This is a genomic window from Pseudomonas sp. NPDC087346 (genome assembly GCF_044744235.1).
Taxonomy (GTDB): Bacteria; Pseudomonadota; Gammaproteobacteria; order Pseudomonadales; family Pseudomonadaceae; genus Aquipseudomonas.
On record NZ_JBIUXX010000004.1, the window covers coordinates 121,734 to 144,395 of the forward strand.

At 58.4% G+C, this 22,662-nt stretch carries 23 protein-coding genes and 1 pseudogene; 12 read left to right on the forward strand and 12 right to left on the reverse strand.

Annotation, left to right across the window (positions count from 1 at the left end):
- The gene (locus ACIOZM_RS04175) at nt 1–1,062 is read left to right on the forward strand and encodes an AraC family transcriptional regulator (protein WP_401209869.1); all 1,062 of its coding nucleotides are present in this window, start codon (nt 1–3) and stop codon (nt 1,060–1,062) included.
- Here ACIOZM_RS04175 and ACIOZM_RS04180 read toward each other — a convergent pair.
- Nucleotides 1,019–2,473 carry a TrkH family potassium uptake protein gene (locus tag ACIOZM_RS04180; protein WP_401209866.1) on the reverse strand — a complete coding sequence of 485 codons (1,455 nt, stop codon included), beginning with the start codon at nt 2,471–2,473 and terminating at the stop codon, nt 1,019–1,021. The two genes, ACIOZM_RS04175 and ACIOZM_RS04180, sit on opposite strands and share 44 nt — an antisense overlap.
- A 120-nt stretch (nt 2,474–2,593) precedes the next feature.
- On the opposite strand from ACIOZM_RS04180, the gene ACIOZM_RS04185 reads away from it, so the two are divergent.
- Nucleotides 2,594–3,160, forward strand: coding sequence for a nitroreductase family protein (locus ACIOZM_RS04185; protein ID WP_401209864.1), 567 nt, complete (start codon nt 2,594–2,596; stop codon nt 3,158–3,160).
- Between the two features lie 109 nt (nt 3,161–3,269).
- Here the strand turns inward: ACIOZM_RS04185 and ACIOZM_RS04190 are convergent, their stop codons facing one another.
- The 6 genes from ACIOZM_RS04190 to ACIOZM_RS04215 all read right to left on the reverse strand — a co-directional run bounded on the left by ACIOZM_RS04190 (nt 3,270) and on the right by ACIOZM_RS04215 (nt 7,850).
- Entirely contained in the window at nt 3,270–4,610 is a 1,341-nt protein-coding gene (locus ACIOZM_RS04190; protein ID WP_401209861.1) for a sensor histidine kinase, read from the reverse strand.
- A 226-nt stretch (nt 4,611–4,836) separates the two neighbouring features.
- Entirely contained in the window at nt 4,837–5,286 is a 450-nt protein-coding gene (locus tag ACIOZM_RS04195) for an LTXXQ domain protein (RefSeq protein WP_401209858.1), read from the reverse strand.
- Between the two features lie 229 nt (nt 5,287–5,515).
- Entirely contained in the window at nt 5,516–6,193 is a 678-nt protein-coding gene (locus ACIOZM_RS04200; RefSeq protein ID WP_401209855.1) for a response regulator transcription factor, read from the reverse strand.
- 7 nt (nt 6,194–6,200) lie between these two features.
- Nucleotides 6,201–6,611, reverse strand: a complete 411-nt coding sequence (locus tag ACIOZM_RS04205) for a translation initiation factor 2 (protein ID WP_401209853.1) — start codon at nt 6,609–6,611, stop codon at nt 6,201–6,203.
- A gap of 341 nt (nt 6,612–6,952) precedes the next feature.
- Nucleotides 6,953–7,252, reverse strand: coding sequence for a YciI family protein (locus tag ACIOZM_RS04210; RefSeq protein WP_401209850.1), 300 nt, complete (start codon nt 7,250–7,252; stop codon nt 6,953–6,955).
- Nucleotide 7,253: 1 nt separating this feature from the next.
- The gene (locus ACIOZM_RS04215) at nt 7,254–7,850 is read right to left on the reverse strand and encodes a septation protein A (protein ID WP_401209848.1); all 597 of its coding nucleotides are present in this window, start codon (nt 7,848–7,850) and stop codon (nt 7,254–7,256) included.
- A gap of 87 nt (nt 7,851–7,937) precedes the next feature.
- Between ACIOZM_RS04215 and ACIOZM_RS04220 the strand changes: the two genes are divergently transcribed.
- The 6 genes from ACIOZM_RS04220 to rluB all read left to right on the forward strand — a co-directional run bounded on the left by ACIOZM_RS04220 (nt 7,938) and on the right by rluB (nt 12,947).
- A complete protein-coding gene (locus tag ACIOZM_RS04220) occupies nt 7,938–8,801 on the forward strand; it encodes a PHP domain-containing protein (protein ID WP_401209846.1) in 864 nt (287 codons plus the stop codon).
- 13 nt (nt 8,802–8,814) lie between these two features.
- Nucleotides 8,815–9,444: an L-threonylcarbamoyladenylate synthase gene (locus ACIOZM_RS04225; protein WP_401209844.1), complete on the forward strand. Its 630-nt coding sequence runs from the start codon at nt 8,815–8,817 to the stop codon at nt 9,442–9,444.
- Between the two features lie 123 nt (nt 9,445–9,567).
- Entirely contained in the window at nt 9,568–10,266 is a 699-nt protein-coding gene (locus ACIOZM_RS04230) for a segregation and condensation protein A (RefSeq protein ID WP_401209925.1), read from the forward strand.
- A gap of 11 nt (nt 10,267–10,277) precedes the next feature.
- On the forward strand, nt 10,278–11,231 hold the full coding sequence (gene scpB, locus ACIOZM_RS04235; protein ID WP_401209842.1) for an SMC-Scp complex subunit ScpB: 954 nt from the start codon (nt 10,278–10,280) through the stop codon (nt 11,229–11,231).
- A 146-nt stretch (nt 11,232–11,377) separates the two neighbouring features.
- On the forward strand, nt 11,378–11,566 hold the full coding sequence (locus ACIOZM_RS04240) for a DUF1289 domain-containing protein (RefSeq protein ID WP_401209840.1): 189 nt from the start codon (nt 11,378–11,380) through the stop codon (nt 11,564–11,566).
- Nucleotides 11,567–11,708: 142 nt separating this feature from the next.
- A complete protein-coding gene (gene rluB / locus ACIOZM_RS04245; protein ID WP_401209837.1) occupies nt 11,709–12,947 on the forward strand; it encodes a 23S rRNA pseudouridine(2605) synthase RluB in 1,239 nt (412 codons plus the stop codon).
- Nucleotides 12,948–13,115: 168 nt separating this feature from the next.
- On the opposite strand, the gene ACIOZM_RS04250 is transcribed toward rluB, so the two are convergent.
- Complete coding sequence (locus ACIOZM_RS04250; protein ID WP_401209835.1) at nt 13,116–14,081, reverse strand: leucyl aminopeptidase; 966 nt, start codon at nt 14,079–14,081, stop codon at nt 13,116–13,118.
- 71 nt (nt 14,082–14,152) lie between these two features.
- Nucleotides 14,153–14,290: a hypothetical protein gene (locus ACIOZM_RS04255; RefSeq protein ID WP_042558177.1), complete on the reverse strand. Its 138-nt coding sequence runs from the start codon at nt 14,288–14,290 to the stop codon at nt 14,153–14,155.
- Between the two features lie 895 nt (nt 14,291–15,185).
- Here ACIOZM_RS04255 and ACIOZM_RS04260 point away from each other — a divergent pair.
- Nucleotides 15,186–16,601: an amino acid permease gene (locus ACIOZM_RS04260; RefSeq protein ID WP_401209833.1), complete on the forward strand. Its 1,416-nt coding sequence runs from the start codon at nt 15,186–15,188 to the stop codon at nt 16,599–16,601.
- A 74-nt stretch (nt 16,602–16,675) separates the two neighbouring features.
- Here ACIOZM_RS04260 and glyA read toward each other — a convergent pair whose 3' ends face one another.
- Nucleotides 16,676–18,025, reverse strand: a complete 1,350-nt coding sequence (gene glyA / locus ACIOZM_RS04265) for a serine hydroxymethyltransferase (RefSeq protein WP_401209830.1) — start codon at nt 18,023–18,025, stop codon at nt 16,676–16,678.
- Between the two features lie 576 nt (nt 18,026–18,601).
- Between glyA and ACIOZM_RS04270 the strand changes: the two genes are divergently transcribed.
- Together ACIOZM_RS04270 and ACIOZM_RS04275 are read left to right on the forward strand one after the other, a co-directional pair.
- Entirely contained in the window at nt 18,602–19,207 is a 606-nt protein-coding gene (locus ACIOZM_RS04270; protein ID WP_401209827.1) for a helix-turn-helix transcriptional regulator, read from the forward strand.
- Nucleotides 19,191–20,066, forward strand: a complete 876-nt coding sequence (locus ACIOZM_RS04275) for a queuosine precursor transporter (RefSeq protein ID WP_401209824.1) — start codon at nt 19,191–19,193, stop codon at nt 20,064–20,066. The genes ACIOZM_RS04270 and ACIOZM_RS04275 overlap by 17 nt, the downstream gene beginning before the upstream one ends.
- A gap of 57 nt (nt 20,067–20,123) precedes the next feature.
- On the opposite strand, the gene queC is transcribed toward ACIOZM_RS04275, so the two are convergent.
- On the reverse strand, nt 20,124–20,822 hold the full coding sequence (gene queC / locus ACIOZM_RS04280; RefSeq protein WP_401209923.1) for a 7-cyano-7-deazaguanine synthase QueC: 699 nt from the start codon (nt 20,820–20,822) through the stop codon (nt 20,124–20,126).
- A gap of 145 nt (nt 20,823–20,967) precedes the next feature.
- On the opposite strand from queC, the gene arfB reads away from it, so the two are divergent.
- Nucleotides 20,968–21,381 carry an alternative ribosome rescue aminoacyl-tRNA hydrolase ArfB gene (arfB, locus tag ACIOZM_RS04285; protein WP_401209821.1) on the forward strand — a complete coding sequence of 138 codons (414 nt, stop codon included), beginning with the start codon at nt 20,968–20,970 and terminating at the stop codon, nt 21,379–21,381.
- Here arfB and ACIOZM_RS04290 read toward each other — a convergent pair.
- A pseudogene (locus ACIOZM_RS04290) lies at nt 21,378–22,576 on the reverse strand (MFS transporter). The gene arfB and the pseudogene ACIOZM_RS04290 overlap by 4 nt on opposite strands.
- Nucleotides 22,577–22,662: the final 86 nt, after the last annotated feature.

The following is a 22,662-nucleotide window of genomic DNA, read 5'->3' on the forward strand; positions in this document are numbered from 1 at the left end:
ATGAGCGAACGAACGACTTCTGCAAGCTGGGCGATGGGGATTGTCAAAGCACTGGAGATGGACGGCCTGGATTGCCGGGTTCTGTTCAAACAGTTGGGGCTCGATTACGCAGCCCTCACCGATCCGGATGCGCGCTTCCCGCAAGATTCCATGACCCGGCTCTGGCAGCGGGCGGTCGAGCTGTCCGGCAATCCGGCGATTGGCCTGAACATGGGCAAAGTGGTGCGACCGGCCTCGTTCCATGTCGCCGGCTATGCGCTGATGTCGAGCAATACGCTGGCCGAAGGTTTTCAGCGGCTGGTGCGTTATCAGCGAATCATCGCCGAGAGCGCCGACCTGAGTTTTCGGCTGCTCGACGAAGGTTATGCGCTGATCCTGACCGTGCACGGCGATCATCTGCCACCGACCCGGCAAAGTGCTGAAGCGTCGCTGGCGTGTGCCTTGGGCCTGTGCGGCTGGCTGACCGGGCGCACGCTGCACCCGCGCAAAGTGCTGGTGCAGGGTGATGAACCGGAGAATCTTGAACCTTACAAGCAAGCCTTTCATGCGCCGCTGGTGTTCAACGCGCCTTACGATGCGCTGATTTTCGAGCGCGAAGACATGGAGGCGCCGTTGCCGACCGCCAACGAGGCGATGGCGCTATTGCATGACCGGTTTGCCGGGGAGTATCTGGCGCGGTTTTCCGAGAGTCGCGTGACCCACAAGGCGCGGCAGGTGCTCTGTCGCTTGCTGCCGCAGGGCGAACCGAAGCGCGACACCGTGGCGCAGACCCTGCACTTGTCGCAGCGCACTTTGCAACGGCGTTTGCAGGAGGAGGGCACCAGTTTTCAGCAACTGCTTGATGACACGCGCCGTGAACTGGCCGAGCAATATCTGGCGCAACCGAGCATGACCTTGCTGGAAATCGCCTATCTATTGGGGTTCGCCGACCCGAGTAACTTCTTCCGCGCGTTCCGTCGCTGGTTTGACACCACGCCCGGCGATTACCGGGCGCGGCTGTTGCAGGCGCCGGCTGCTGTCAATGACGCCAAAATGCCGGAATACACAGCACAAACACGGTAATGATCTCCAGTCGGCCGAGCAGCATGCCGAACGACAGAATCCATTTCGCCGCATCCGGCAGGGTGGCGAAATTGCCTGCCGGGCCAATGGTCTCGCCCAGTCCCGGACCGACACCGGACACGGTGCTGGCGGCGCCGGTCAGCGCAGTCATCCAGTCCACGCCCAGCAACGACAGCAGCAGGGCGATCACGCAGATGGTGATGGCGAAGAAGAACGAAAAGGTCAGAATCGAACGGACAATCTCTTCGTCGAGACGATGACCGTTGTACTTCTGCTTGATCACCGCACGCGGGTGAATCAACTGATTAAGGTTGGCCTTGAGCAAGATGTAGGCGACCTGGAAACGGAAGATCTTGATCCCGCCCGCCGTCGAGCCGGAACAGCCGCCGACGAAACCCAGATAAAAGAACAGCATCAGCGAGAAGTTGCCCCACAGGCTGTAGTCGCCGAGGGCAAAACCGGTGGTGGTCACCACTGAGGTCACGTTCAGCGCCACATGGCGCAGGGCGTCGAGCCAATGCAGATTGGTCGTCCACCAATACCAGGTGCCGAGTACCAGCCAGGTCACCAGCAACATGCCGAGCAAACCTTGCACCTGCTGATCCTTGAGCAGCGCTTTGCGATTGCCGCGCATCGTCGCCACGTACAGGGTGAACGGCAGGCTGCCGAGGATCATCACAACGACCGCGACCCAATGCACCGCCGGTTGTGTCCACTTGGCCAGCGATTGGTCAGAGGTCGAGAAACCGCCGGTAGAGATCGCCGACATCGCGTGGTTGATCGCATCGAACGGGCTCATCCCCGCCCACCAGAACGCCAGACTGCCGAGAATGGTGATGCCGACATACGCTGCCACAATCAGCCGCGCCACCATGTGCGAGCGTGGCATGACTTTCTCGGAGCGGTCCGAGGATTCGGTCTGGAACAGGCGCATGCCACCGATTCGCAGCAGCGGCAGAATCGCTACCGCCATGCCGATGAAGCCGATGCCGCCGAGCCAGTGAAGCAGCGAGCGCCAGATCAGGATGCCCGGCGACATGGTGTCGAGCCCGCTCAATACAGTCGAGCCGGTGGCGGTGATGCCGGACATGCTTTCGAAAAACGAGTCGGTGTAGCTGATGTGCTGGGTCAGCAGAAACGGCAGCGCGGCGAAAATACATACCACCAGCCAACTGCTGACCGTCAGCAGATACATGTCGCGCGGGCGCAGGTGAATGTGTTCGGGTCTGCCGGGAATCACCAGCGCGAGGCCGGCGACGAAGGTGATCATGCTCGCCCAGAGGAACGACGGCATGTCGCCGGTGCGGTCGAAAATCACCAGGGTGGCCATGGGCACGACCATGGCGATAGCCAGGGTGATCAGGAAGATGCCGATGATGAAACCAATAATCCGTAAGGTCGGCAACGCCATGAAGTCCGCTCGGGCTGATGTGGAAGGGCGCCATTCTACCCGTGAGGCCGGGCATGTAAACCGGCAGGCTGATGGCAGATACAGCTAGAATAGCCGCACAAATTTTTCAGGAGGTGGCCGATGCAGGCTCTCGACGCTTTGCTCAACCGTGTTTCCGTTCCGCGACTGATCGACCCGGCCCCTAGCGCCGAACAGCGCGAAGTCCTGTTTGCAGCGGCCACGCGTGCACCGGATCACGGGCATTTGCAGCCGTATCGCTTTCTGACCGTCGAAGGCGCGGCGCGTGAGCAGATGGGTGAGTTGCTCGCTGAAGCGGCGAAGCTGCAGGACGGCGAAGTCACCGAAGCGATGATCGACAAGGCGCGTAACGGCCCGTTGCGAGCACCGTTGGTGGTTGTGGTGATCGCCAAACTTCAGGAACACCTCAAATATCCGAAGGCCGAGCAACTGCTGGCGGCTGGCTGTGCGGCGCACGGGATTTTGCTGGCGGCGTATGCGCAGGGGATTGGCGCGGTGTGGCGCACCGGTGATCTGGCTTATTCGCCGACTGTGGCCAAGGGCTTGGGGCTGGCAGAGGGCGAGGAAGTGATTGCGTTCCTGTACCTCGGCACGCCGCAGAAAGAACCGCGTGTGGCGGAGAAGGTTGATCTGACCGAGTTCGTCAGCGCCTGGCCCGCGAAGGCCTGATCTCACCAATCAACTGTAGGAGCGAGCCTGCTCGCGATTGCGTTCGTGCAGCCACATTGATGTTGAATGTGCTGACGCTATCGCGAGCAGGCTCACTCCTTCAGGGGGTTCAGGGCTGGACGACGGCGCCGGGTACAAGCGGCAATTCCAGACTGGCAATAAACCCACCCTCGGGATGATTCGCCAGCACCAGCGTCCCGCCATGCCGCTCCGCCGCCCGCCGGGCAATCGCCAGCCCCAGACCATGCCCCGCAGCCGTCTGCCCCGGCGCCCGATAGAACGGCTCGCCCAACTGACTCAAATGCTCGGCCTGAACCCCCGGCCCATGGTCGCGCACGCTCACCACCACGCGCTCACCTTGACGTGCCGCCTGCATTTCGATCGCTTGTCCGACCGGGTTGAAGCGTTGCGCATTGCGCAGCAGGTTATCGACGGCGCGCTCGATCATCGTCGGCCAGCCGGTCAGGTTCAGATGTTGTTCGACGTCGAGACGCACGGTCTGCTCCGGCGAGCCAAGCTGCGCATCCTTTTGCAGCGTGCCGAGCAGTGCATTCAAGTCCACGTCTTCGGCGCTGGCATTGTCGGCGTCGACCCGCGCCAACACCAGAATTTCACTGATCAACGCTTCTAGCCGATCACATTCGCGGGTCAGGCGTGGCCAGAGTTTTTCCCGTTCTTCGGGGTTGGCGCGCTCTGCCAATGCGAGGGCGATGCGCAGACGGGCCAGCGGCGAGCGCAGTTCATGCGACACGTCGCGCAATAATTGGCGCTGGCTGCCGATCAGGCTTTGCAGGCGCGCACCCATACGGTTGAAGTCGGTGGCCAGTACACCGAATTCGTCGCGGCGGTTAGCGAGTTTCGCCAGGCTATTCTGCTGATAGGTGGTTTGCCCGAGATCATGCACCGCGCCACGTAAACGGCTGAGTGGGCGGGTGATGGAGAATGTCACCAGCAGGCTGAACAAGGTCAGCACCACCAACGCGATACCCAGTGCACTCAACGGCCAAAGCAGGCTGTCGCGGTGCCAGGCGTCGAGCTCCGGGTGCGGGATGCGGAAGATGAACAGATAGGTGTCACCGGTTTTATCGCTGGTGAACTCATCGGTCAGGCGTCGCCATGGCAGGCGGCGGTCATCGTTGTTCTGGCGGGCTTCGAACGCTGCTGCGCGGCGCGGGAATGTGCCGCGTACCACCGGGTCGCCGCTTTCGTTGAGCACTTGGACGTCGATGTGATATTGGCGTTTACGTTGCTGGAGGATGTCCTGGGCGGCATCTTCGCCCTGGCTTTCGTAGGTTTGCGTCCATTCAGCGGCCAGGGTGTTGAGGCCCGGATGGCGGCTGAGTATCCACGCGTCCTGATTGAGCATGTGCCCGAGCAGAATCGATAATCCCGCCACCAGAGCGATAGCCAGCCAGAAGCTCGCGAGAATACGCCAGAACAATGAACGCACAGAAAATCCTCAATCAAACACAAAAGCCCCATGTAGGAATGGGCTCCTGTGGCGAGGGGATTTATCCCCGCTCGACTGCGAAGCAGCCGCAAAACCATTGCACGCGATATTTCTGATGTTCCGCAATCGCAGGTTTTGGGGCCGCTGCGCGACCCAACGGGGATAAATCCCCTCGCCACAAAGGCAAACCCGACGCTGTTTAGCCGTCGGGTTCGGGGTTACTGCATTATTGCGCTTTTTGCGGCTGTTGCGCTTTCCAGGCTTTGAACTCTGCCCATTCGGCGCGACGCTCAGCCTGTTTTTTCTGGATCTCGTCGAATTTCTTCTGTTGATCCGGTTTCAGCACTGCGCGCACATCTGCCTGGGCTTTCTGGTGCTTGGCGGTCATCTCGTCCTTCATGGCTTTCTGGTCAGCCGGCGAGAGTTTTTCCAGGTACTTGTCGACCAGTTGGCGACGCTCATGCATCTGCTCGCCCATGATCTTGCGGATCTGCTCGCGCTGTTCGCGGGACAGGTCGAGCTGGCTGTACGGGCCTTTGCCGTGCATGCCCTGCATCTGACCGCCGTGGCGCGCTCCGTCCATCGGGCCACCCATAGGGCCGCCATCTTGCGGCATGGCCATTGCGACGGTTGGCAGAGCGGCAGCGAACATCAGAGCGATAAGAGTCTTGCGCATGGTGAATCTCCTTGTCTCGTTCCCGGTACGTTCCGGATGAGTTCAGATTACGGAGATCAAGGTCAGCGGCGGTCAGCGGTACGTAAAGCTTGGGTAAAGACGTTTTGCGCCCAACCTGACACTCGCCCTGTGTAAAAGCTGCGGCACGCTGCGATCTTTTGATTTTGTTTATTAAAGCAAGATCAAAAGATCGCAGCGTGCCGCAGCTCCTACAGGGGACGTGGGCGTTTCAGAGGCTGTAGTAGTAGCCGCGGCTGCGCAGGGCGACGATGCGTGGGCGGCCGTCGGGGTGGGGGCCGATCTTCTTGCGCAGGTTGCTGACGTGCATGTCGAGGCTTCGGTCGTACAGGGTCAGCTTGCGCCCGAGGGCGATCTGCGCCAGTTCCTGTTTGTCGAGCGGCTCGCCCGGTTGCTTGAGCAACGCTTCGAGCAGGCGGCTTTCGGAGACGGTGAGGGTCAATTCTTTTTCGTCGATGCTGACTACGCCGCGCACCGGGCTGAAAATCAGATCGCCCAGTTCAAGCTGCGTCGATGCCGCTGCCGGATGACTACGGCGCAATACCGCGCGCAGGCGGGCGGTGAGTTCACGCGGGTCGCAGGGTTTGGCCAGATAATCGTCAGCGCCGAGTTCCAGACCGAGGATGCGATCCAGCGGCTCGCCCCGGGCCGAGAGCATCAGCACCGGCAGGTCAGGGTGGTCGTTGCGCAATTGCTTGAGCAGTTCCAGACCGCTGCCGTCGGGCAGCATCACATCGAGCACCACGGCCGCGGGCGCCGCTTCAGCCAATGCCTTGCGGGCGCTCTGGCCGTCGTGGCAAGCGCGCACCTGGAAGCCTTCCTGGCTCAGCCAACTGCTCAGGAGCTCGCAGAGCTCCACATCATCATCAATCAGTAACAGCTCGCTCATGACTCACTCAATTTAGCCATTGTCGACGTTTTCGACTTGCTCCACTGGCAAAGATACCGCAGAGCAGGGCCAATAGCGCAACTCCGGCGCCAGTGACGAACCATTGCTGCTGATCGGTCAGCAAACGCGGGAGCGGGCTGGCCTGGGCTTCCTTGAGTTGCAGCTTCAGACGCTGGTTCTCCTGGCGCAGCCGGGCGAGCTGAGCGCTTTCGCGTTCGTTGTCGGCATTTTGCAGTTGTTTGTTCAATTCTTCCCGTTGCTGCTCGCTGGCCTTCAGGCGTTGCTGCAACTCGGTGATCTGGCTGCCGGCACTCAAGGACAATGGCGTGGAATTGCCGCCTTCGGTGCTTTCTTCACCATGGGCGGGCGCCATGATCGACAACGTGACCAACATCAGACACAACGGACCCTTGCGCATCGCGACACCTGCTTCCAAATGGATATTGGGCAGGTTGTCGGCAGGCAAACGAGAATAATGAGCGATTGAGAGCAGCAAGAACCAGGAAGGTTCAGTGCAGGGGAGCAGACTTGTTTGTGGCGCAGATGATTCTGTGGTGTAGATGACTTTGTGGCGAGGGGATTTATCCCCGTTCGGCTGCGCAGCAGTCGTAAATCTTCAAGCGCGGTGTGTCATGCACACCGCGTTCAATGATTCTGGGGCTGCTGCGCAACCCAACGGGGATAAATCCCCTCACCACATAATCTGCCTGCCACAGAAAAGCTCTTTGTCAGAAATCCCGTACGGCCCGAGTTTCAGGCTTACGGCAGGACTTGCTTGAACGGCTTCACGAGTACATTGGCGTACACACCCGCGGCGATATACGGATCGGCATCGGCCCAGGCTTGCGCTGCGCTCAGCGAGTCGAACTCGGCGACGATCAGGCTGCCGGTGAAACCCGCAGCGCCCGGATCATTGCTGTCGACGGCCGGGTGTGGGCCGGCCAATACGATGCGGCCTTCGCCCTTGAGTGCTTGCAGGCGCTCAAGGTGGGCAGGCCGGGCGGCCAGGCGGGCGTCCAGAGAGTTGGCGACGTCGGTGGCAATGATTGCGTAGAGCATGTCAGTCCTCGGTTTTTGGTGTTGTGGTATCGGTGTCATGCAGGTGACGGGACAGGTAAATGCCCTGTGCGACTAGGAACAGCACGGTCATGCCCAGGCTGCCGAACACCTTGAAGTCCACCCAGATGCTCTGGAAGGTAAAGGCAACGAACAGGTTGGCGGCACCGCAGAACAGGAAAAAGCCGATCCAGGCGATGTTCAGACGCGTCCAGACCGGGTCCGGCAGAGTCAGTGCGTGGCCCATGATGCGTTTGATCAGCAGGCGATCACCGATGAAGTGGCTGCCGATGAAGGCCAGTGCGAACAGCCAGTTGACCACCGGGGCTTTCCATTTCAGAAAGGTCTCGCTGTGGAAGGCCAGAGTCAGGCTGCCGAACACAAGGCAGGCGACCAAAGTCAGCCATTGGCTCTTTTCCAGCCTGCGCTGCTTGATGAACAGTGCGCCGTACACCACCAGCGAGCTGATGATCAGCATGGCAGTGGCGCTGTAAATACCGCCTACAGTCACTTCATGGCCGGCAATGTCGACGACCCGTGGATCAAGTTTGTAAACAATGAAAAACAGCAGAAGCGGAATGAAATCGATGAATTGTTTCACAGTGAGAGCCAGAAGCTGGATGTGGCGGCATAATAACAAACATACGGGCGCGCGATAGCGCCAGCTGATTTGAGGTTACATATCTCCGTGAATGTTGATTTGCACTGCCATAGCACGGCCTCCGATGGCGCTCTTGCGCCTGCGGTACTGGTTGCGCGTGCGTTCGAGAACGGCGTGCGAGTCTTGGCCCTGACCGACCACGACACCCTCGAAGGCCTCGCCGAAGCGCGAGCAACCGCCATCGAACTGGGGATGCAACTGGTCAACGGCGTCGAATTGTCCTGCACCTGGGGCGGGGCGACCATTCATGTACTGGGCTACGGTTTCGACGTCAACGCCGCACCGTTGGTCGAGGCCATCGCCAGATTGCACGATGGCCGATGGCTGCGGTCGGAAGAAATAAGCCGCAAGCTTGCGCTCAAAGGCATGCCCGGCGCCCTCGAAGGTGCCCGGCAGATCCAGCAAGAGCTGGGCGACAGCGGCAATGCGCCGGCCCGTCCGCACTTCGCCGACTGGATGGTGCGTGAAGGTTTTGTAAAGGATCGCGCCGAGGCCTTCCGCAAATGGCTCGGCGCCGGCAAGCTGGGTGACGTCAAGCAGCATTGGCCGACCCTCGAAGACACCGTCGGCACACTGCGCGCCGCTGGAGCCTGGGTCAGTCTGGCGCATCCATGGCACTACGATTTCACCCGCAGCAAGCGCCGAAAGCTGATTGGCGACTATATTCAAGCGGGCGGGCATGCGATCGAAGTGGTCAATGGCTTTCAGCCTGCGGAACAGGTGGGCAGCCTGGCAATCCTTGCCCGTGAGTTCGGTCTGCTGGTCAGCGCCGGCAGTGATTTTCATGGCCCTGGAGGCTGGTCGGAGATTGGCCAGTACCGGCCGCTCCCTGAGGACCTGCCGCCCCTGTGGTGTCGGTTCAAACATGACACAGATATTGCCGCCGTCTGAACAGGTAGAAAATGTGAGTCAATTTTTCCAGATACATCCGGAAAACCCGCAAGCGCGCCTGATCAAACAGGCGGTCGAGATCATCCGCAAGGGCGGGGTGGTGATTTATCCCACGGACTCCTCCTACGCGATTGGTTGCCAGATCGGCGACAAGACCGCCATCGAGCGCGTTCGGCGCCTGCGTCAGCTCGATGAAAAGCACAACTTCGCGTTGATCTGCAGCGACCTGTCGCAACTGGGTAACTACGCCAAGATCGACACCGGCACGTTCCGTATTCTCAAGGCGCATCTGCCGGGGCCTTACACCTTCATTCTCAACGCCACCCGTGAAGTGCCACGGCTGTTGCTGCATCCGAAGAAGCGCACCATCGGGCTGCGCGTGCCCAGCCATCCGATTGCGCTGGCGTTGCTGGCCGAACTGGGCGAGCCGCTGATGAGCGTGACCCTGATCATGCCCGGCGATGAAGACCCGCTCAGCGATCCGTACGAAATGCGGCAGTTGCTTGAGCATCAAGTGGACTTGATCATCGACGGCGGTTTCGGCGGCATCAAAGCCTCCACCGTGATTGATCTGACCGGCGAAGACCCGGAAGTAGTCCGCGTCGGTTGCGGCGATCCGACCCCGTTCATGGTCGAGGCCTGAATGTCGGCAGTGGAAACCGTTGTCGATCCCCAGGCTGGCGCCCAGCAGGAACTGCCGTTTGCCATGGTCTATGGCCAGGCAGTCATGGAAATGCCGCTCGACCTGTACATCCCGCCGGATGCGCTGGAGGTCTTCCTTGAAGCCTTTGAAGGCCCGCTCGACCTGCTGCTGTACCTGATCCGCAAACAGAACATCAACATCCTCGACATCCCGGTGGCGGAAATCACTCGCCAGTACATGGGGTATGTCGAGTTGATGCAATCGGTGCGCCTCGAGCTGGCCGCCGAGTATCTGGTGATGGCCGCGATGCTGGCCGAGATCAAGTCGCGGATGCTCCTGCCTCGGGCCGAAACCGTCGAAGACGAAGAAGACGACCCGCGTGCCGAGCTGATCCGCCGCTTGCAGGAATACGAGCGCTTCAAGGCTGCCGCCGAAGGCATCGATGGCCTGACGCGGGTTGGCCGCGACGTTGTGGTGCCCAAGCTAGATGCCCCGGAAGCGCGGGCGCGCAAGCTGTTGCCCGATGTCGCGCTGGAAGAGATTTTGATGTCCATGGCCGAGGTGTTGCGCCGTGGCGATATGTTCGAAAGCCATCAGGTCAGCCGCGAGGCACTGTCGACCCGCGAGCGCATGAGTGATGTGCTGGAGCGGCTCAAGGGCGGCGGTTTTGTGCCGTTCGTCGAGCTGTTCACCGCCGAGGAAGGCAGGCTCGGCGTGGTGGTGACCTTTATGGCAATCCTTGAGCTGGTCAAGGAATCCTTGGTCGAGCTGGTGCAGAATGAGCCGTTCGCTGCGATCCACGTGCGAGCCCGAGCCGAATAACGAGTCGAAACATGAACCTGACTGAACCCCGCGAGCTGGCGCCCCTGCTTGAAGCCTTTCTGTTGGCCTCGGGAAAACCGCAATCCCTTGAGCGCCTGTTTGAACTGTTCGAAGAAGGCGAACGGCCGGAGCCGCCGGTTTTCAAGAAGGCTTTGACGTTGCTGGCCAAGTCCTGCGACGGCCGGGCGTTCGAGCTCAAGGAAGTCGCCTCGGGCTATCGCTTGCAGATCCGCGAAAAGTTTTCGCCGTGGGTTGGCCGACTGTGGGAAGAACGTCCGCAGCGTTATTCCCGGGCATTGCTGGAAACCATCGCGCTGATCGCCTATCGCCAGCCGATCACTCGTGGCGAGATCGAAGACGTGCGGGGCGTGGCGGTCAACAGCAACATCGTCAAAACCCTGATCGAGCGTGAGTGGATTCGCATCGTCGGTTACCGCGACGTGCCGGGCAAACCGGCGATGTTCGCCACCACCAAGGCGTTTCTCGACCACTTCAACCTGAAAAACCTCGACGACCTGCCGCCGCTCGCCGAACTGCGCGAGATGGAAACCGACCCGGTGCTCGACTTCGACGACGCCCCGGTGCCGGCCAGCCTGCAAGAACTGGCCGACGCCAGCGCCGAGCCGGAAGAGCCCAAGGACGAGACCAGTTTCCATACGCTGTTGCTGGAACTGGACAGCATGGAGGAGGGGATCAAGACCGACTTCGACGATCTGCTGCGTGATGTGGCGGACGGTGAGTCGCCGGCAATCGAAGCGCCGCTGCCTGAAATTGCGCCTGAGCCTGAGCCCGAACCTGAATTAGAAGATGACGTGCTCGGTGTCGCCGAAGCTCGGGAAAAACTCCTGGCCGCCGTCGCGGCCCTCGAACAGTCCGCACCTGAAACCGAAGAAACCGAAGAAGAAGCCGAGGCCCGCGCACTGGCCGAAGCCATCGAAGCCGAACGCCGCGAGTTCGACGACTGAGTACGGTCTCATGAACACAGATGACCCCCTGTGGGAGCCAGCCTGCTGGCGATAGCGGTCAGATATTCAGCATCAGGATGACTGAACCTCCGCCATCGCTAGCAGGCTAGCTCCCACAAGGACGATTTGGGTTTCTGGAGTATTAGATGAGTTCCACAAAAGACCCCTGCATCAGCCTCTGCAAGTTCAGCGATGACATCTGCATCGGCTGTGGCCGCAGCAAACGCGAGATCCGCGCCTGGAAGAAACTCGACAAGGACGACAAGCGCACCGTGCTGGCGGAGGCAGCGATGCGCCTGATCAAGCTCGGCGCCACTGGTCGGCGGAAAAAATAAGCTTGCCCCCATCAGCTAGTCTCTGATGCGCGAACGTGCACATGAGCGTATGATTCGCGACCCTTCGGCGATCCTTCGCCCGAAAACACAGTTTTTATAGCTTCAGGCGCCGCCTGAACAGACCACACCGGGAGGTGCCCAGATGAGCGACATCATTCAGAAAGACGACCAGGAAATCGGCCCAGCAGGCGAAAAGCTGCAGAAAGTCCTCGCCCGCATCGGCGTCGGCTCGCGCCGTGACGTGGAATCCTGGATCAGCCAGGGCCGCATCAAGGTCAATGGCAAAGACGCCACCCTCGGCCTGCGTGTCGACATGCACGACGCAATCACCATTGATGGCAAGGTCATCAAGCGCGAAGAAGCTGCCGAGTCGGTTCGCCGCGTGATCATGTACAACAAGCCCGATGGCGAGATCTGCACCCGTGACGACCCTGAAGGCCGTCCGACCGTGTTCGACAAGCTGCCGCGTCCGAAAGAAGGCCGCTGGATCAACATCGGTCGTCTCGACATCAACACCACCGGTTTGCTGATGTTCACCACCGACGGTGAACTGGCCAACCGTCTGATGCACCCGTCCTACGAGATGGACCGTGAGTACGCCGTGCGTGTACGCGGTGAAGTCGATGACGAGATGATCGAACGTCTGAAGGCCGGCGTGGTGCTGGAAGACGGCCCGGCCAAGTTCACCGACATCAAGCAGGCTCCGGGTGGCGAAGGCTTCAACCACTGGTATCACTGCGTGGTGATGGAAGGTCGTAACCGTGAGGTTCGTCGTCTGTGGGAATCGCAAGGTCTGGTGGTCAGCCGTCTGAAGCGCGTGCGTTTCGGTCCGGTGTTCCTCAACTCCGACCTGCCGATGGGCCGCTGGCGCGAAATGAGCCAGTACGAAGTCGACATCCTCAGTGCTGAAGTTGGCCTGACCCCAGTGGCCATGCCGCAACTGAACGCCAAGAGCAAAGACAAGCTTGAGCGCATGCAGCGTAAATCGTCGCGGCCAATGGCCAAGACCGAGCGCGTGCGTACCCTGCGTCCAGCCGCGGGTGGTCCATCCGCCGGCCCGCGTCCAAGCCGTGAGCCGCAGATCGAAGGCGAGCGTCCAGGTCGTAAGCCATCGGCACGTCCGGATGGCGAGCGCGGTCCACGCACTCCACGTCCGGCCAACGGTCGCACCGAGCGCGGCGAAGGCCGTGGTGCTCCAGCCGGTCGCGGTACGCCGGTTGCGGATCGTCCTGCTGACACTAACGGCAAGCGTCCAGCGAAACCTGCGCCGAAGCGTCCGGGGATCAAACTGGTCGACGGCGACAAGCCATCGGGCAATCGCCGTGGCGCACCGTCGGGCTCCGGCCAGCGTCCGGGCTTCGGGCGTCGCAAGCCTGAGTGATCGGCTTTAGCGTCTGAATGAAAAACGCCAACCTCAGGGTTGGCGTTTTTTTTCGTCTGGTAAAAAATTTTTGGTGCCTGAGAGACTGCTATCGCGAGCAGGCTCACTCCTACAAGGGATCGCATTTCAAATTGTAGGAGTGAGCCTGCTCGCGATGGGGCCAGTGGCTCAGAGCACAAACCGCCCATCAAACACTGGCTTGTCATCCAGCGCCAACACCCCGCCAGAGAAGATCAAATCCAGATGATGACTGCCCTTGGCCCCACCGCCGAGCCCCAGGTGCAGGCCGCAATGGCGCTCTTCGAACCCGGCATTGCGCGCATACAGGTCCTTCACGCCTTCGTTGGTGCCAATCCCCAGTTCTTCAATCCGCCGATTCGACGGGTTCGCCTCCAGGTACTTGTTGAAGTCGTGCTCCAGCCCCGGTACATCGGTGGCGATGCGACTGATGGTCGAGTTCTCGATCCACAGTTCCAGTGGTGACTCCAGCACGCCGTACTTGCGCGCAAACGGAATGGTGCTGAGGAACGTGCCCTTGAATTTCACATGACCATTGATGGCTTCGCTGTGGGTGGCGATTTCGCCGGGCGCCAGGTCGAAGTTGCCGACACCGTTGATGTCAGTCCACTTCTTGATGCTGCTCATCGGCGTTTCAAACCGCGAGCCGTGATCATCGGTGAAGCTCAACGTGGTGGCCTGGGACATGCGCTGGATCAGATGCGCGTTGAGCCCGGCAATCCGCTGCGGCGTTACGCTGAAGGTGTCGTAGAAATAATCGCCGTAATCCTTGAACAGTAGCGACTTCTTCCAGTTTTCCGCCATCACGCCTTGCAAGGCACGGACGAACTCCGGCCCGTCGGGGCGCGGGTTGGGCAGGGTGGAAGAGTCGTAGAAGAAAATGTACAGGTCGCTGTCGGTAATCGCCGAGGTCAGCGTTGCGGTGCTTTCCAGATCCAGGCGTCGGCTGCTGAACTGAAAACGCGGATGGTCGCCGGCCTGCTCGGCGATGGCGCCGGTCAGTGCCTCATAGTCGGCGGTGTGGCCGAGCAAAACCTTGGCTGATTCGATACCGGCCAGGGCTGGGTGATGTTCGAGGTAGTAAAGGAAATGCGAGATCGCGCGGGGCTTATCCATGAGTCCTCCCTGACTGACCGAGAAAAAAGCGGCGGGCACGACCGGCCGGATCGTGCCCGCCCGGGGATGTCTTACAGAGGCCACATCGCCGTGCCGAACGGAACGACCGCGTCGGCTTGCATCATTTCCACTGCTGCCTCATGAGTCGGTGCTTCAAACCATTCGTCCAGTTGCAGTTCGCTATCCAAGTCTTTTTCCAGTGCTTGCATGGGTCGATCTCCTAGATGACTTTCACGGTTATGACTTGCCGGTCGAGGCGGCCGGCGAGACGTGAAGAACCTAGTTCAGAGAGTTTTGTATTGCAAAAAATTATTTATTTAATTTTTAAATGCACTTTTTATTCTGTTTTAGCGTTTGAATTTTCTTATTTAAAAACAAAAAACTACCGGTGAGTTTTCGATAGCAAGCTTGCTACCGTCAATTTGCAGACGTCCTACGGAATTTTCTGAAGTGGAAAATTTACGTTACGCATCGTAAAGAAAGGTTTACGAAAAGCCGGGTAAAGCCTAGTGAATTGCCCTCGGTTTCGGCGGTGTAAGGAAAAGCTGCCGAGGCCAGGCCGGCCGGGCCCTGCGCAAGGCTCTGGCGCGCTTGTTTCAGACACGTTTGAAGGGTGAGATGCGCCTCATGCCTGTCGTGCAGGTGCATAACAAGAAGGAGGCGCAATGAACGCCGTGACTGATCTCCATCTCTCTCCGTGGGGCGGTTTTTCCATCGTCCCCGTCGATGGCCTGCAAAGGCCTGACTCAATTTTTGCAGCCGCCCGAGCATCTCGTGGCGGACACACGCAATCCCGGCCACCGACAACGCTGATCCAGTGATGTCTGGCAGCAGGGGGTTAGCGGTGTACAATGCGCCGCGTTTTAACTGTGACCCTCTGCGTAATCGCGCAAACCTCAAGGCTATCCGCCTTGTTCACTCCGTCGCGTCATAAGCGTGCCGGGTTCGATTTCGTCACAGATAAAAACAAACAGGTGACGCATGACCGTTGTAATTGAGCTGAACTCCTGGTGCCTGCGCTGGGGTTTGATCGGGGCTGCCTGAAATCGCAACCTTGCAGCAACGTCTACTGAACATCATCAAACCTTGCGTGAGACCTTTTTCATGAGTGGACAAAACTCGCAATCAGGCGAGCTGAATCGCGGCCTGAAAAATCGCCATATTCAACTGATCGCCCTCGGTGGCGCGATCGGTACCGGTTTGTTCCTCGGCTCGGCCGGGGTCCTGAAATCCGCCGGCCCGTCGATGATCCTCGGCTACGCCATCTGCGGCTTCATCGCCTTCATGATCATGCGCCAGCTCGGCGAGATGATCGTCGAAGAGCCGGTGGCCGGTTCCTTCAGCCATTTCGCGCACAAGTACTGGGGCGGCTTTGCCGGCTTCCTGTCGGGCTGGAACTGCTGGATTCTGTACATTCTGGTAGGTATGTCGGAGCTGACTGCGGTCGGCAAGTACATTCACTACTGGGCGCCGGATATTCCGACCTGGGTCTCGGCCGCCGCTTTCTTTGTGCTGATCAACGCGATCAACCTGGCCAACGTCAAAGTCTTCGGTGAAGCCGAATTCTGGTTCGCGATCATCAAGGTCGTGGCGATTGTCGGCATGATCGCGCTCGGCAGTTATCTGCTGGTCAGCGGCAACGGTGGCCCGCAGGCCTCGGTCAGCAACCTTTGGGCGCACGGCGGGTTCTTCCCGAATGGCGTCAGCGGACTGGTGATGGCCATGGCGATCATCATGTTTTCCTTCGGCGGTCTGGAAATGCTCGGTTTCACCGCCGCTGAAGCCGACAAACCGAAAACCGTGATCCCGAAAGCGATCAACCAGGTGATCTACCGGATTCTGATTTTCTACATCGGTGCTCTGGTGATCCTGCTGTCGCTGACCCCATGGGACAGCTTGCTGGAAACCCTGAACGCCTCCGGCGATTCGTACAGCGGTAGCCCGTTCGTGCAAGTGTTCTCGATGCTCGGCAGCAACACCGCTGCGCACATTCTGAACTTCGTGGTCCTGACCGCGGCACTCTCGGTGTACAACAGCGGCACCTACTGCAACAGCCGTATGCTGCTGGGTATGGCCGAACAGGGCGATGCGCCGAAAGGTCTGGCGAAGATCGACAAGCGCGGTGTGCCGGTGCGTTCGATTCTGGCCTCGGCAGCGGTGACGCTGATTGCCGTGCTGCTGAACTACCTGATCCCGCACAGCGCGCTGGAACTGCTGATGTCGCTGGTGGTTGCCACGCTGGTGATCAACTGGGCGATGATCAGCTTCTCGCACTTCAAGTTCCGCCAGCACATGAACAAGACTAACCAAACGCCGCTGTTCAAGGCGCTGTGGTACCCGTACGGCAACTACATCTGCCTGGCGTTCGTCGCGTTCATTCTCGGCGTGATGCTGCTGATCCCGGGCATCAAGATTTCCGTTTACGCGATTCCGGTGTGGGTCGTGTTCATGTGGGTCTGCTACGTGATCAAGAACAAGCGCAGTGCCCAGCACGCGTTGCAGGCAGCGCCTACGAAGTAAGCGCTACTGCAGAAACAACAAACCCGGCCTGAGTGCCGGGTTTTTTGTGTGCGAAAACTCTGTAGTCCGGGGCGCTACGCGTAGTCGACCATGGGGTAAGTGGTGCACAACGCTTCGACCTGTAAGCGGAACCGCTCTTTTAGTGCCGGTTCTAGGGTGTAATCCTGCTCGCCAAGCGGCGTCACTTTTTCGAGAATCCGGCATATCAAATCCACGACCAGGCGACATCCCGCAGCATCTACATGGCGTTGCGCGATGGAGGTCGTGCCGATCCGCAGCCCATGGGCAATGAGTGAGGATCGGGTCTCGCCGGGGACGCGATGTCTGTTCACGATGATCCCGCACTGCTCAAGCGCCGACTCGGCGATGGGACCGGTGATGCCCCCACGTAACCGGACCAGAACCGTATGGTTTTCACTGCGCCCGCCCACGACCTCATAGTCATATGCCTGAAAGGCGCTGGCCATTTCATCGGCCGCATTGCGAGTCCGTTCCATACAGGCGTCGAACTCTGCGGACATTGCGTAGCCCAGCGCTGCGGCCTTTGCTGCGATCATGTTGGCGGCGGGTGCGCCTTGCATTCGAGGAAAAGCGGCTTGATCAAGGACGCGATTGAAGGTCGTCCTCAGTCCGGGCACCTTGGTTTTTGCGTCACGGCCCGAGAGGATCAAACCTCCGCGCGGTCCGGTGAGTTGCTTGTGCGTGCAGGTCGTCGTCACGTGTGCGGCGTCGATGGGACTTGGATGTCGCCCCGTGGCAACAAGTCCGGCGATATGGGAAATGTCGGCCAGCAGGATGGCCCCGGCCTCATCGGCAATCTCGCGAAAGCGCTCGAAATCCACGACGCGCGAATAGGCCGTCGCACCGCAGAGGATGATGCGCGGGCGATGAGCGAGCGCCAGTCTGCGCACGTTGTCGTAATCGATGAGGCCGTCTGATGTCGTACCGTACTGGATCGCCTTGTAGTAGGCGCCCGAGAACGCAGCGGCGCTGCCATGTGTGAGATGACCGCCGTGTTCGACCGCCATTCCAAGGAGGGTATCGCCAGGCTCAAGCAAGGCAGTGAGTACCTGGTAAATGGCGTTCGACGCCGAGTGGGATTGCACGTTTGCGTATTGGGCGCCGAACAATTCCCTGGCTCTGCGGATGGCCAGCGACTCGACCAGGTCGACGTTCTCGCACCCCGCGGCGTTGCGCCTGCCGGGCATCCCCTCAGCCGTCACGTTGACCAGTATCGAAGCGGATGCCGCCAGGGTTCGGGGCTGGGCGGCGCAGGAGGAGGAAACCAGCGACAAGGTTCGGTGTTGGCGCGTCAGCTCCGCGTCCAGGATCGCTGCAAGCTCCGCGTCTTGCATACGAAGATCCGTCATGCCACGTCGTATCAAGTCAGTCTGGTTCTTGAGCTGTTCGGTAATGACTGCCATTGCTTGTGTTCCTTCCCTGTTTTGTTGCGCGCTGCGAACAACAGCGCGCCTTCCTTGGTTTTGCGAAGGTGCATACGTCCATATCTGTCAAATCCATACAGGCGAATCCGTGTTCTGGCGGCCGTACGCGCAAAACCAACGCCTGTGCAGGCAACCCCTGTTCTGCTACTCCGTTAACCGGAATGCGGTGGGGGGTTACTCGACGCATCATAGATTTTTCACTGAGGAACGCTACAGAATTAATCAAAAAAATGAACATTATTCAAATAAATTGATTCTTTTTTTGGCGGGTAAGGGTGTAAAACTGCACAGCGCTCAGCATGGCTTTCCAGGCGCAACAGAGGCGAGCGATAGAAACTAACGAGTCAGTACAGACGGGTGAGGCGATCCTGCAGGTCTGGACTCAACGTTGTTTGTTTCCTGACTTTTGTACCGATCCCAGGGAGGGAGGATGCTATGATCTCGCGCGGCACTGATATGGATAGAACTGCAATTACCTACCTCACTTGTATATGCCCGGAATGATCATTCGGGGCGTGGCATTGATTGCAGTTAAAAATGGATGGTAAGTATTTTATGCACAGAAAAGAAAGATCGGAGAATCTGAAAAATAATATCAAATACTTGATAAAGAGCCGTGGGGAAACCCAGCTGTCTTTGTGCAATTCCAGTGGTTTGACCCGAACGACCATCTATAACATTCTCGAAGGGAAGGTGGTCAACGTACAGCACTCTACGGTCCGCAAGATATCTGACTTCTTCGGGGTGTCGTATGAAGAAATAGAAACCATCGATTTTGAAGAGAAGGAAATAATAGAGAGCAGTGTTTCTCCGCAGGGCAATATGAACCCGGCGGCAGTTCCCGTCATTAAGGAAAGCCTGCTTGTGCAGAATCTCGACAAGAGAATTGGCGAGTTGGCCACGCTTTATCCATTGACTTACTATTTCGGCACATCCTTTAACCTGATCGGCGTACTTCTGGAGCGCGAAATCAGTGGTATGAATGAGCCAGGCGATCTATTGATCGTGCAGAAAGGTTCGTCGAGCAACGACAGGGAAAAATTGCTGTACGACAAGGTCACAAAACAGTTATCGATAAGCCGTGAAGGTGGTGTCGATGCAGATCGTTTTTGTGTGGTCGGGGATATAATCGAGGAACGATTCAATGGATTGCAGCGTTGAAATGGAAAACAGCAAGTACAAGTTGTTGGGTTTTGAAAACGGTAAAAGCCTGGCTATCATCATGGTCATAGCTACCGGTAAAATAATTAAAATAAAGTTAAGTGAAGTGTTGAGTAGCGAGATTATGGATAATCTGAATAAAATAGAAGTGAAAAGCCTGTACAAGAAGTTTTACTCCCAGGGTGGCGCGCTCACGGCCTACGAAATAAACGACCGCCATGAAAATTCCTGGATGATTTATATCATTCTGAACCTGATGCTGTTTACGCTTTATATCTTCACCAGTATTGCTGCCACAAAACCGATCTACCTGGAATACCTGGATATCGTTGTAACGCCGGGGACCTTTCTTTATCCGCTGACCTTTTTAATCGTTGACTTGCTGAACGAGACCTTCGGCCTCAGGCTGGCACGAAGAGCGATACTCTTCGCTTTCATAAGCAATGCGGCCATCATCATTCTTCTGGCTATTACCACGCACCTTCCGGGGCTGCCCGGCTGGAAACTCGATGGGCCTTACAATGATGTCATCAGCCAACTGTCTTCGGTTCTGGTGGCGTCTTCGGTTTCGTTTCTGGTGTCCGAAAATATAAACTCGTACTTGTTGTGCAAGATCAAAGAGCTTACAAACTCAAGGTTTCTCTTCTTGCGAGTATTTCTGAGTACATTGTTTGCGGTTATCATCGACAGCTTTCTTTTTTGCTACATCGCCTTCTATGGGACGATGGAGAATAGCGCGATACTCAGCATGATTTACGTCCAGATAGCGATAAAGGTTGGCTTCGCCTTCTTTAATATCATGCCTGCCTACGGTGCAAGATCATTGTTCAAGAAGTATCTGACGGGTCATCAGGCTTGATGGGGTGACGCCAGCGCTCACTTGAGCTGTTCAAGTGAGCGCGTTTTTGTCGGGTGTTTACTTTAGGTTCAGCTTGGTTTTCAAACTGGTCATCACTTTTTCCTTGTTTTCCAGGAAGTCATTGAGACCTTTCGCACGAAGATTACAAGCGTCGCAATTTGAGCATCCGCTGCCCGTTACGCCGTTGTAGCAGGTCAACGTGTGATGACGAATCAAATCCAGTTGATGGTGGTAGTCGGCCAAGGCCCAGGTCTCGGCCTTGTTAAGCCACATCAGCGGGGTATCAAGCTGTAGTGTGTAGTCCATGCCCAATTCGAGGGCTTTGTTCAATGCCTTGACGAACTCATCACGGCAATCCGGATAGCCGGAGAAGTCTGTTTCACAAACGCCGGTAATGACGGTTTTCGCTTGCACCTGATACGCGTAAATAGACGCCAGGGTCAAAAACAGAATGTTTCTACCCGGCACAAAAGTACTGGGCAGACTTTCGCCGGAACTGTTAACGGTGGGGACGGGGATGTTGTCGCGTGTCAGGCTGCTGATGGCCAGTTCATTCAACAAGGATACGTCGAGTACCTTGTGGATTGTCACCCCAAGCTTTTTTGAAAGCTGCTGCGCAATTTCGATTTCTGCACGATGACGCTGACCATAGTCAAACGTGATGCAGTGTATTTCATCATAGTGGGTCAGTGCATGGATCAAGCAGGTTGTTGAGTCCTGGCCGCCACTAAAAACGATAACTGCTTTATTGGTCATGGTTATGCTTCCTGCATTGAACTGGTAATTTTCGGTGCGAATGGTAACTCGAAATGCCGGGCGCCAGAAGTTGCGTACAGGGGTAGGCGATTGTTTTCCAGCTAATCGCGGTATCCTGAGCGCACTTGAATACGGACGCTTTTCCATGCTGGTGATTTCCAACAACGTGCATCTGCCGGATGCCGAGATCGAGTTGACGGCCATTCGTGCGCAAGGCGCCGGTGGGCAGAACGTCAACAAGGTGTCGAGCGCGATGCATTTGCGCTTCGACATTCCTAATTCGTCCTTGCCCGAGTTCTACAAGGAGCGACTGCTGGCGCTGCGAGACAGTCGGATCACCAGCGATGGCGTGTTGATCATCAAGGCCCAGCAATACCGCACGCAGGAAGCCAATCGCGCCGATGCGCTGGAGCGCCTCACCGAGCTGATTCTCAGCGCCACCAAAGTCGAAAAGAAACGTCGCCCGACCAAACCGACCCTCGGTTCAAAGAAGCGTCGGCTCGAATCGAAGACCAAGCGCGGCAGCATCAAGGCCGGGCGCGGCAAGGTCGATTTCTAGGCTTCGCGGTATTTCGCCGTGTGCTTGTAGAGGTACACGCTCAACGCCAGACCGCTCAACGAGGCGAGGGCGGCAAACAAAAAGATCGAGGCAAAACCGAATCCGGCAGCAATCGCCCCGGCCAATGGCCCGGTGATCCCCAGCGACAAGTCGATGAACAGCGAATAGGCGCCGACCGCCGCGCCACGGCTGGAGGCTGGCACCAGATTGACTGCCTCGACACCCAGCGCCGGGAACACCAGCGAGAAACCGAAACCGCTGAGCGCCGCACCGGCCAATGCCCAATGCGCATCCGGCGCCAGCCACAACAGCAACAGGCCAAGGGTTTCCACCGACAGGCAGGCAATCGCCACACGGAAGCCGCCGAGTCGGTTGATCAGATTGCCGAACAACAGCCGCGCACCAATGAAGCTGGCACCGAACAGGCTCAGACAGAGCACGGCGTTTTCCCAGTGCTGCGTGGCGTAATACAGAGTGATGAAGGTCGCGATGGTGCCGAAACCAATCGAGCCCAGCGCCAGCCCGCAGCCGTGCGGGAATACCCGTCCGAGGACGTGCATGAATGGCAGGCGCTCACCGACCACAATCGGCGCGGCGGTTTTCGGCCACGCCAGCAGCAGGCCCAGCACCGCCAGCAGAACAATGCTGACGCCCATGCTCCACAGCCCAGATGGTTGACCAGCAACACACCCAATGGCGCGCCAACGGCCAGTGCGCCGTAGCTGGCGATACCGTTCCAGGAAATCACTTTGGCGGTGTTCGCCGCGCCGACCCGGCCGATGCCCCAGCCGATCGAGCCGGAACCGACCAGACTTTCTGCGCTGCCCAGCACCAGTCGGCCAACCAACAGGCTGATCAGGCTGAGCATCGGCAGGCTCTGGGTGAACGCCGAAATCAGCATGAACACGCCACTCAAACCGCAACCGGCCAGGCCATACATCACCGCCAGTTTGCTGCCCTTGTTGTCGATGATCTTGCCGGCATACGGACGGCTGAGCAGGGTGGCGAGGTATTGCACGCTGATCACTAGCCCGGCGATCACCGCACCGAAACCGAGGTCACTGTGGACATAGCCCGGCAGCACCGCGAGCGGAATGCCGATGTTCAGGTAACCGATAAAGGTGAAAAGGACGATGGAAACGACTTGCAGCGTGACCGCCAGGGGGCGCTGGGATTCTGGCATAGAGGGCGACATGGGCAACGGTCCACGGAAAAGCAGGATTAGATAGGCTGCTTATGATACCGGCGCGGGTGAATCAGGGGAGGTTAAAAGTAAAACTA

Excerpts from the sequence above, each read along its gene's own strand:
- ACIOZM_RS04275 (WP_401209824.1), top strand. The coding sequence starts at position 19,191 with ATGGATTGCAGCGTTGAAATGGAAAACAGCAAGTACAAGTTGTTGGGT.
- ACIOZM_RS04195 (WP_401209858.1), bottom strand. The coding sequence starts at position 5,286 with ATGCGCAAGACTCTTATCGCTCTGATGTTCGCTGCCGCTCTGCCAACC.
- ACIOZM_RS04250 (WP_401209835.1), bottom strand. The coding sequence starts at position 14,081 with ATGGATAAGCCCCGCGCGATCTCGCATTTCCTTTACTACCTCGAACAT.
- queC (WP_401209923.1), bottom strand. The coding sequence starts at position 20,822 with ATGACCAATAAAGCAGTTATCGTTTTTAGTGGCGGCCAGGACTCAACA.
- ACIOZM_RS04210 (WP_401209850.1), bottom strand. The coding sequence starts at position 7,252 with ATGCTCTACGCAATCATTGCCACCGACGTCGCCAACTCTCTGGACGCC.
- ACIOZM_RS04180 (WP_401209866.1), bottom strand. The coding sequence starts at position 2,473 with ATGGCGTTGCCGACCTTACGGATTATTGGTTTCATCATCGGCATCTTC.
- ACIOZM_RS04200 (WP_401209855.1), bottom strand. The coding sequence starts at position 6,193 with ATGAGCGAGCTGTTACTGATTGATGATGATGTGGAGCTCTGCGAGCTC.
- ACIOZM_RS04240 (WP_401209840.1), top strand. The coding sequence starts at position 11,378 with ATGAGTTCCACAAAAGACCCCTGCATCAGCCTCTGCAAGTTCAGCGAT.
- ACIOZM_RS04185 (WP_401209864.1), top strand. The coding sequence starts at position 2,594 with ATGCAGGCTCTCGACGCTTTGCTCAACCGTGTTTCCGTTCCGCGACTG.
- glyA (WP_401209830.1), bottom strand. The coding sequence starts at position 18,025 with ATGGCAGTCATTACCGAACAGCTCAAGAACCAGACTGACTTGATACGA.
- rluB (WP_401209837.1), top strand. The coding sequence starts at position 11,709 with ATGAGCGACATCATTCAGAAAGACGACCAGGAAATCGGCCCAGCAGGC.
- ACIOZM_RS04255 (WP_042558177.1), bottom strand. The coding sequence starts at position 14,290 with ATGCAAGCACTGGAAAAAGACTTGGATAGCGAACTGCAACTGGACGAA.
- ACIOZM_RS04260 (WP_401209833.1), top strand. The coding sequence starts at position 15,186 with ATGAGTGGACAAAACTCGCAATCAGGCGAGCTGAATCGCGGCCTGAAA.
- arfB (WP_401209821.1), top strand. The coding sequence starts at position 20,968 with ATGCTGGTGATTTCCAACAACGTGCATCTGCCGGATGCCGAGATCGAG.
- ACIOZM_RS04205 (WP_401209853.1), bottom strand. The coding sequence starts at position 6,611 with ATGCGCAAGGGTCCGTTGTGTCTGATGTTGGTCACGTTGTCGATCATG.
- scpB (WP_401209842.1), top strand. The coding sequence starts at position 10,278 with ATGAACCTGACTGAACCCCGCGAGCTGGCGCCCCTGCTTGAAGCCTTT.
- ACIOZM_RS04175 (WP_401209869.1), top strand. The coding sequence starts at position 1 with ATGAGCGAACGAACGACTTCTGCAAGCTGGGCGATGGGGATTGTCAAA.
- ACIOZM_RS04270 (WP_401209827.1), top strand. The coding sequence starts at position 18,602 with ATGCACAGAAAAGAAAGATCGGAGAATCTGAAAAATAATATCAAATAC.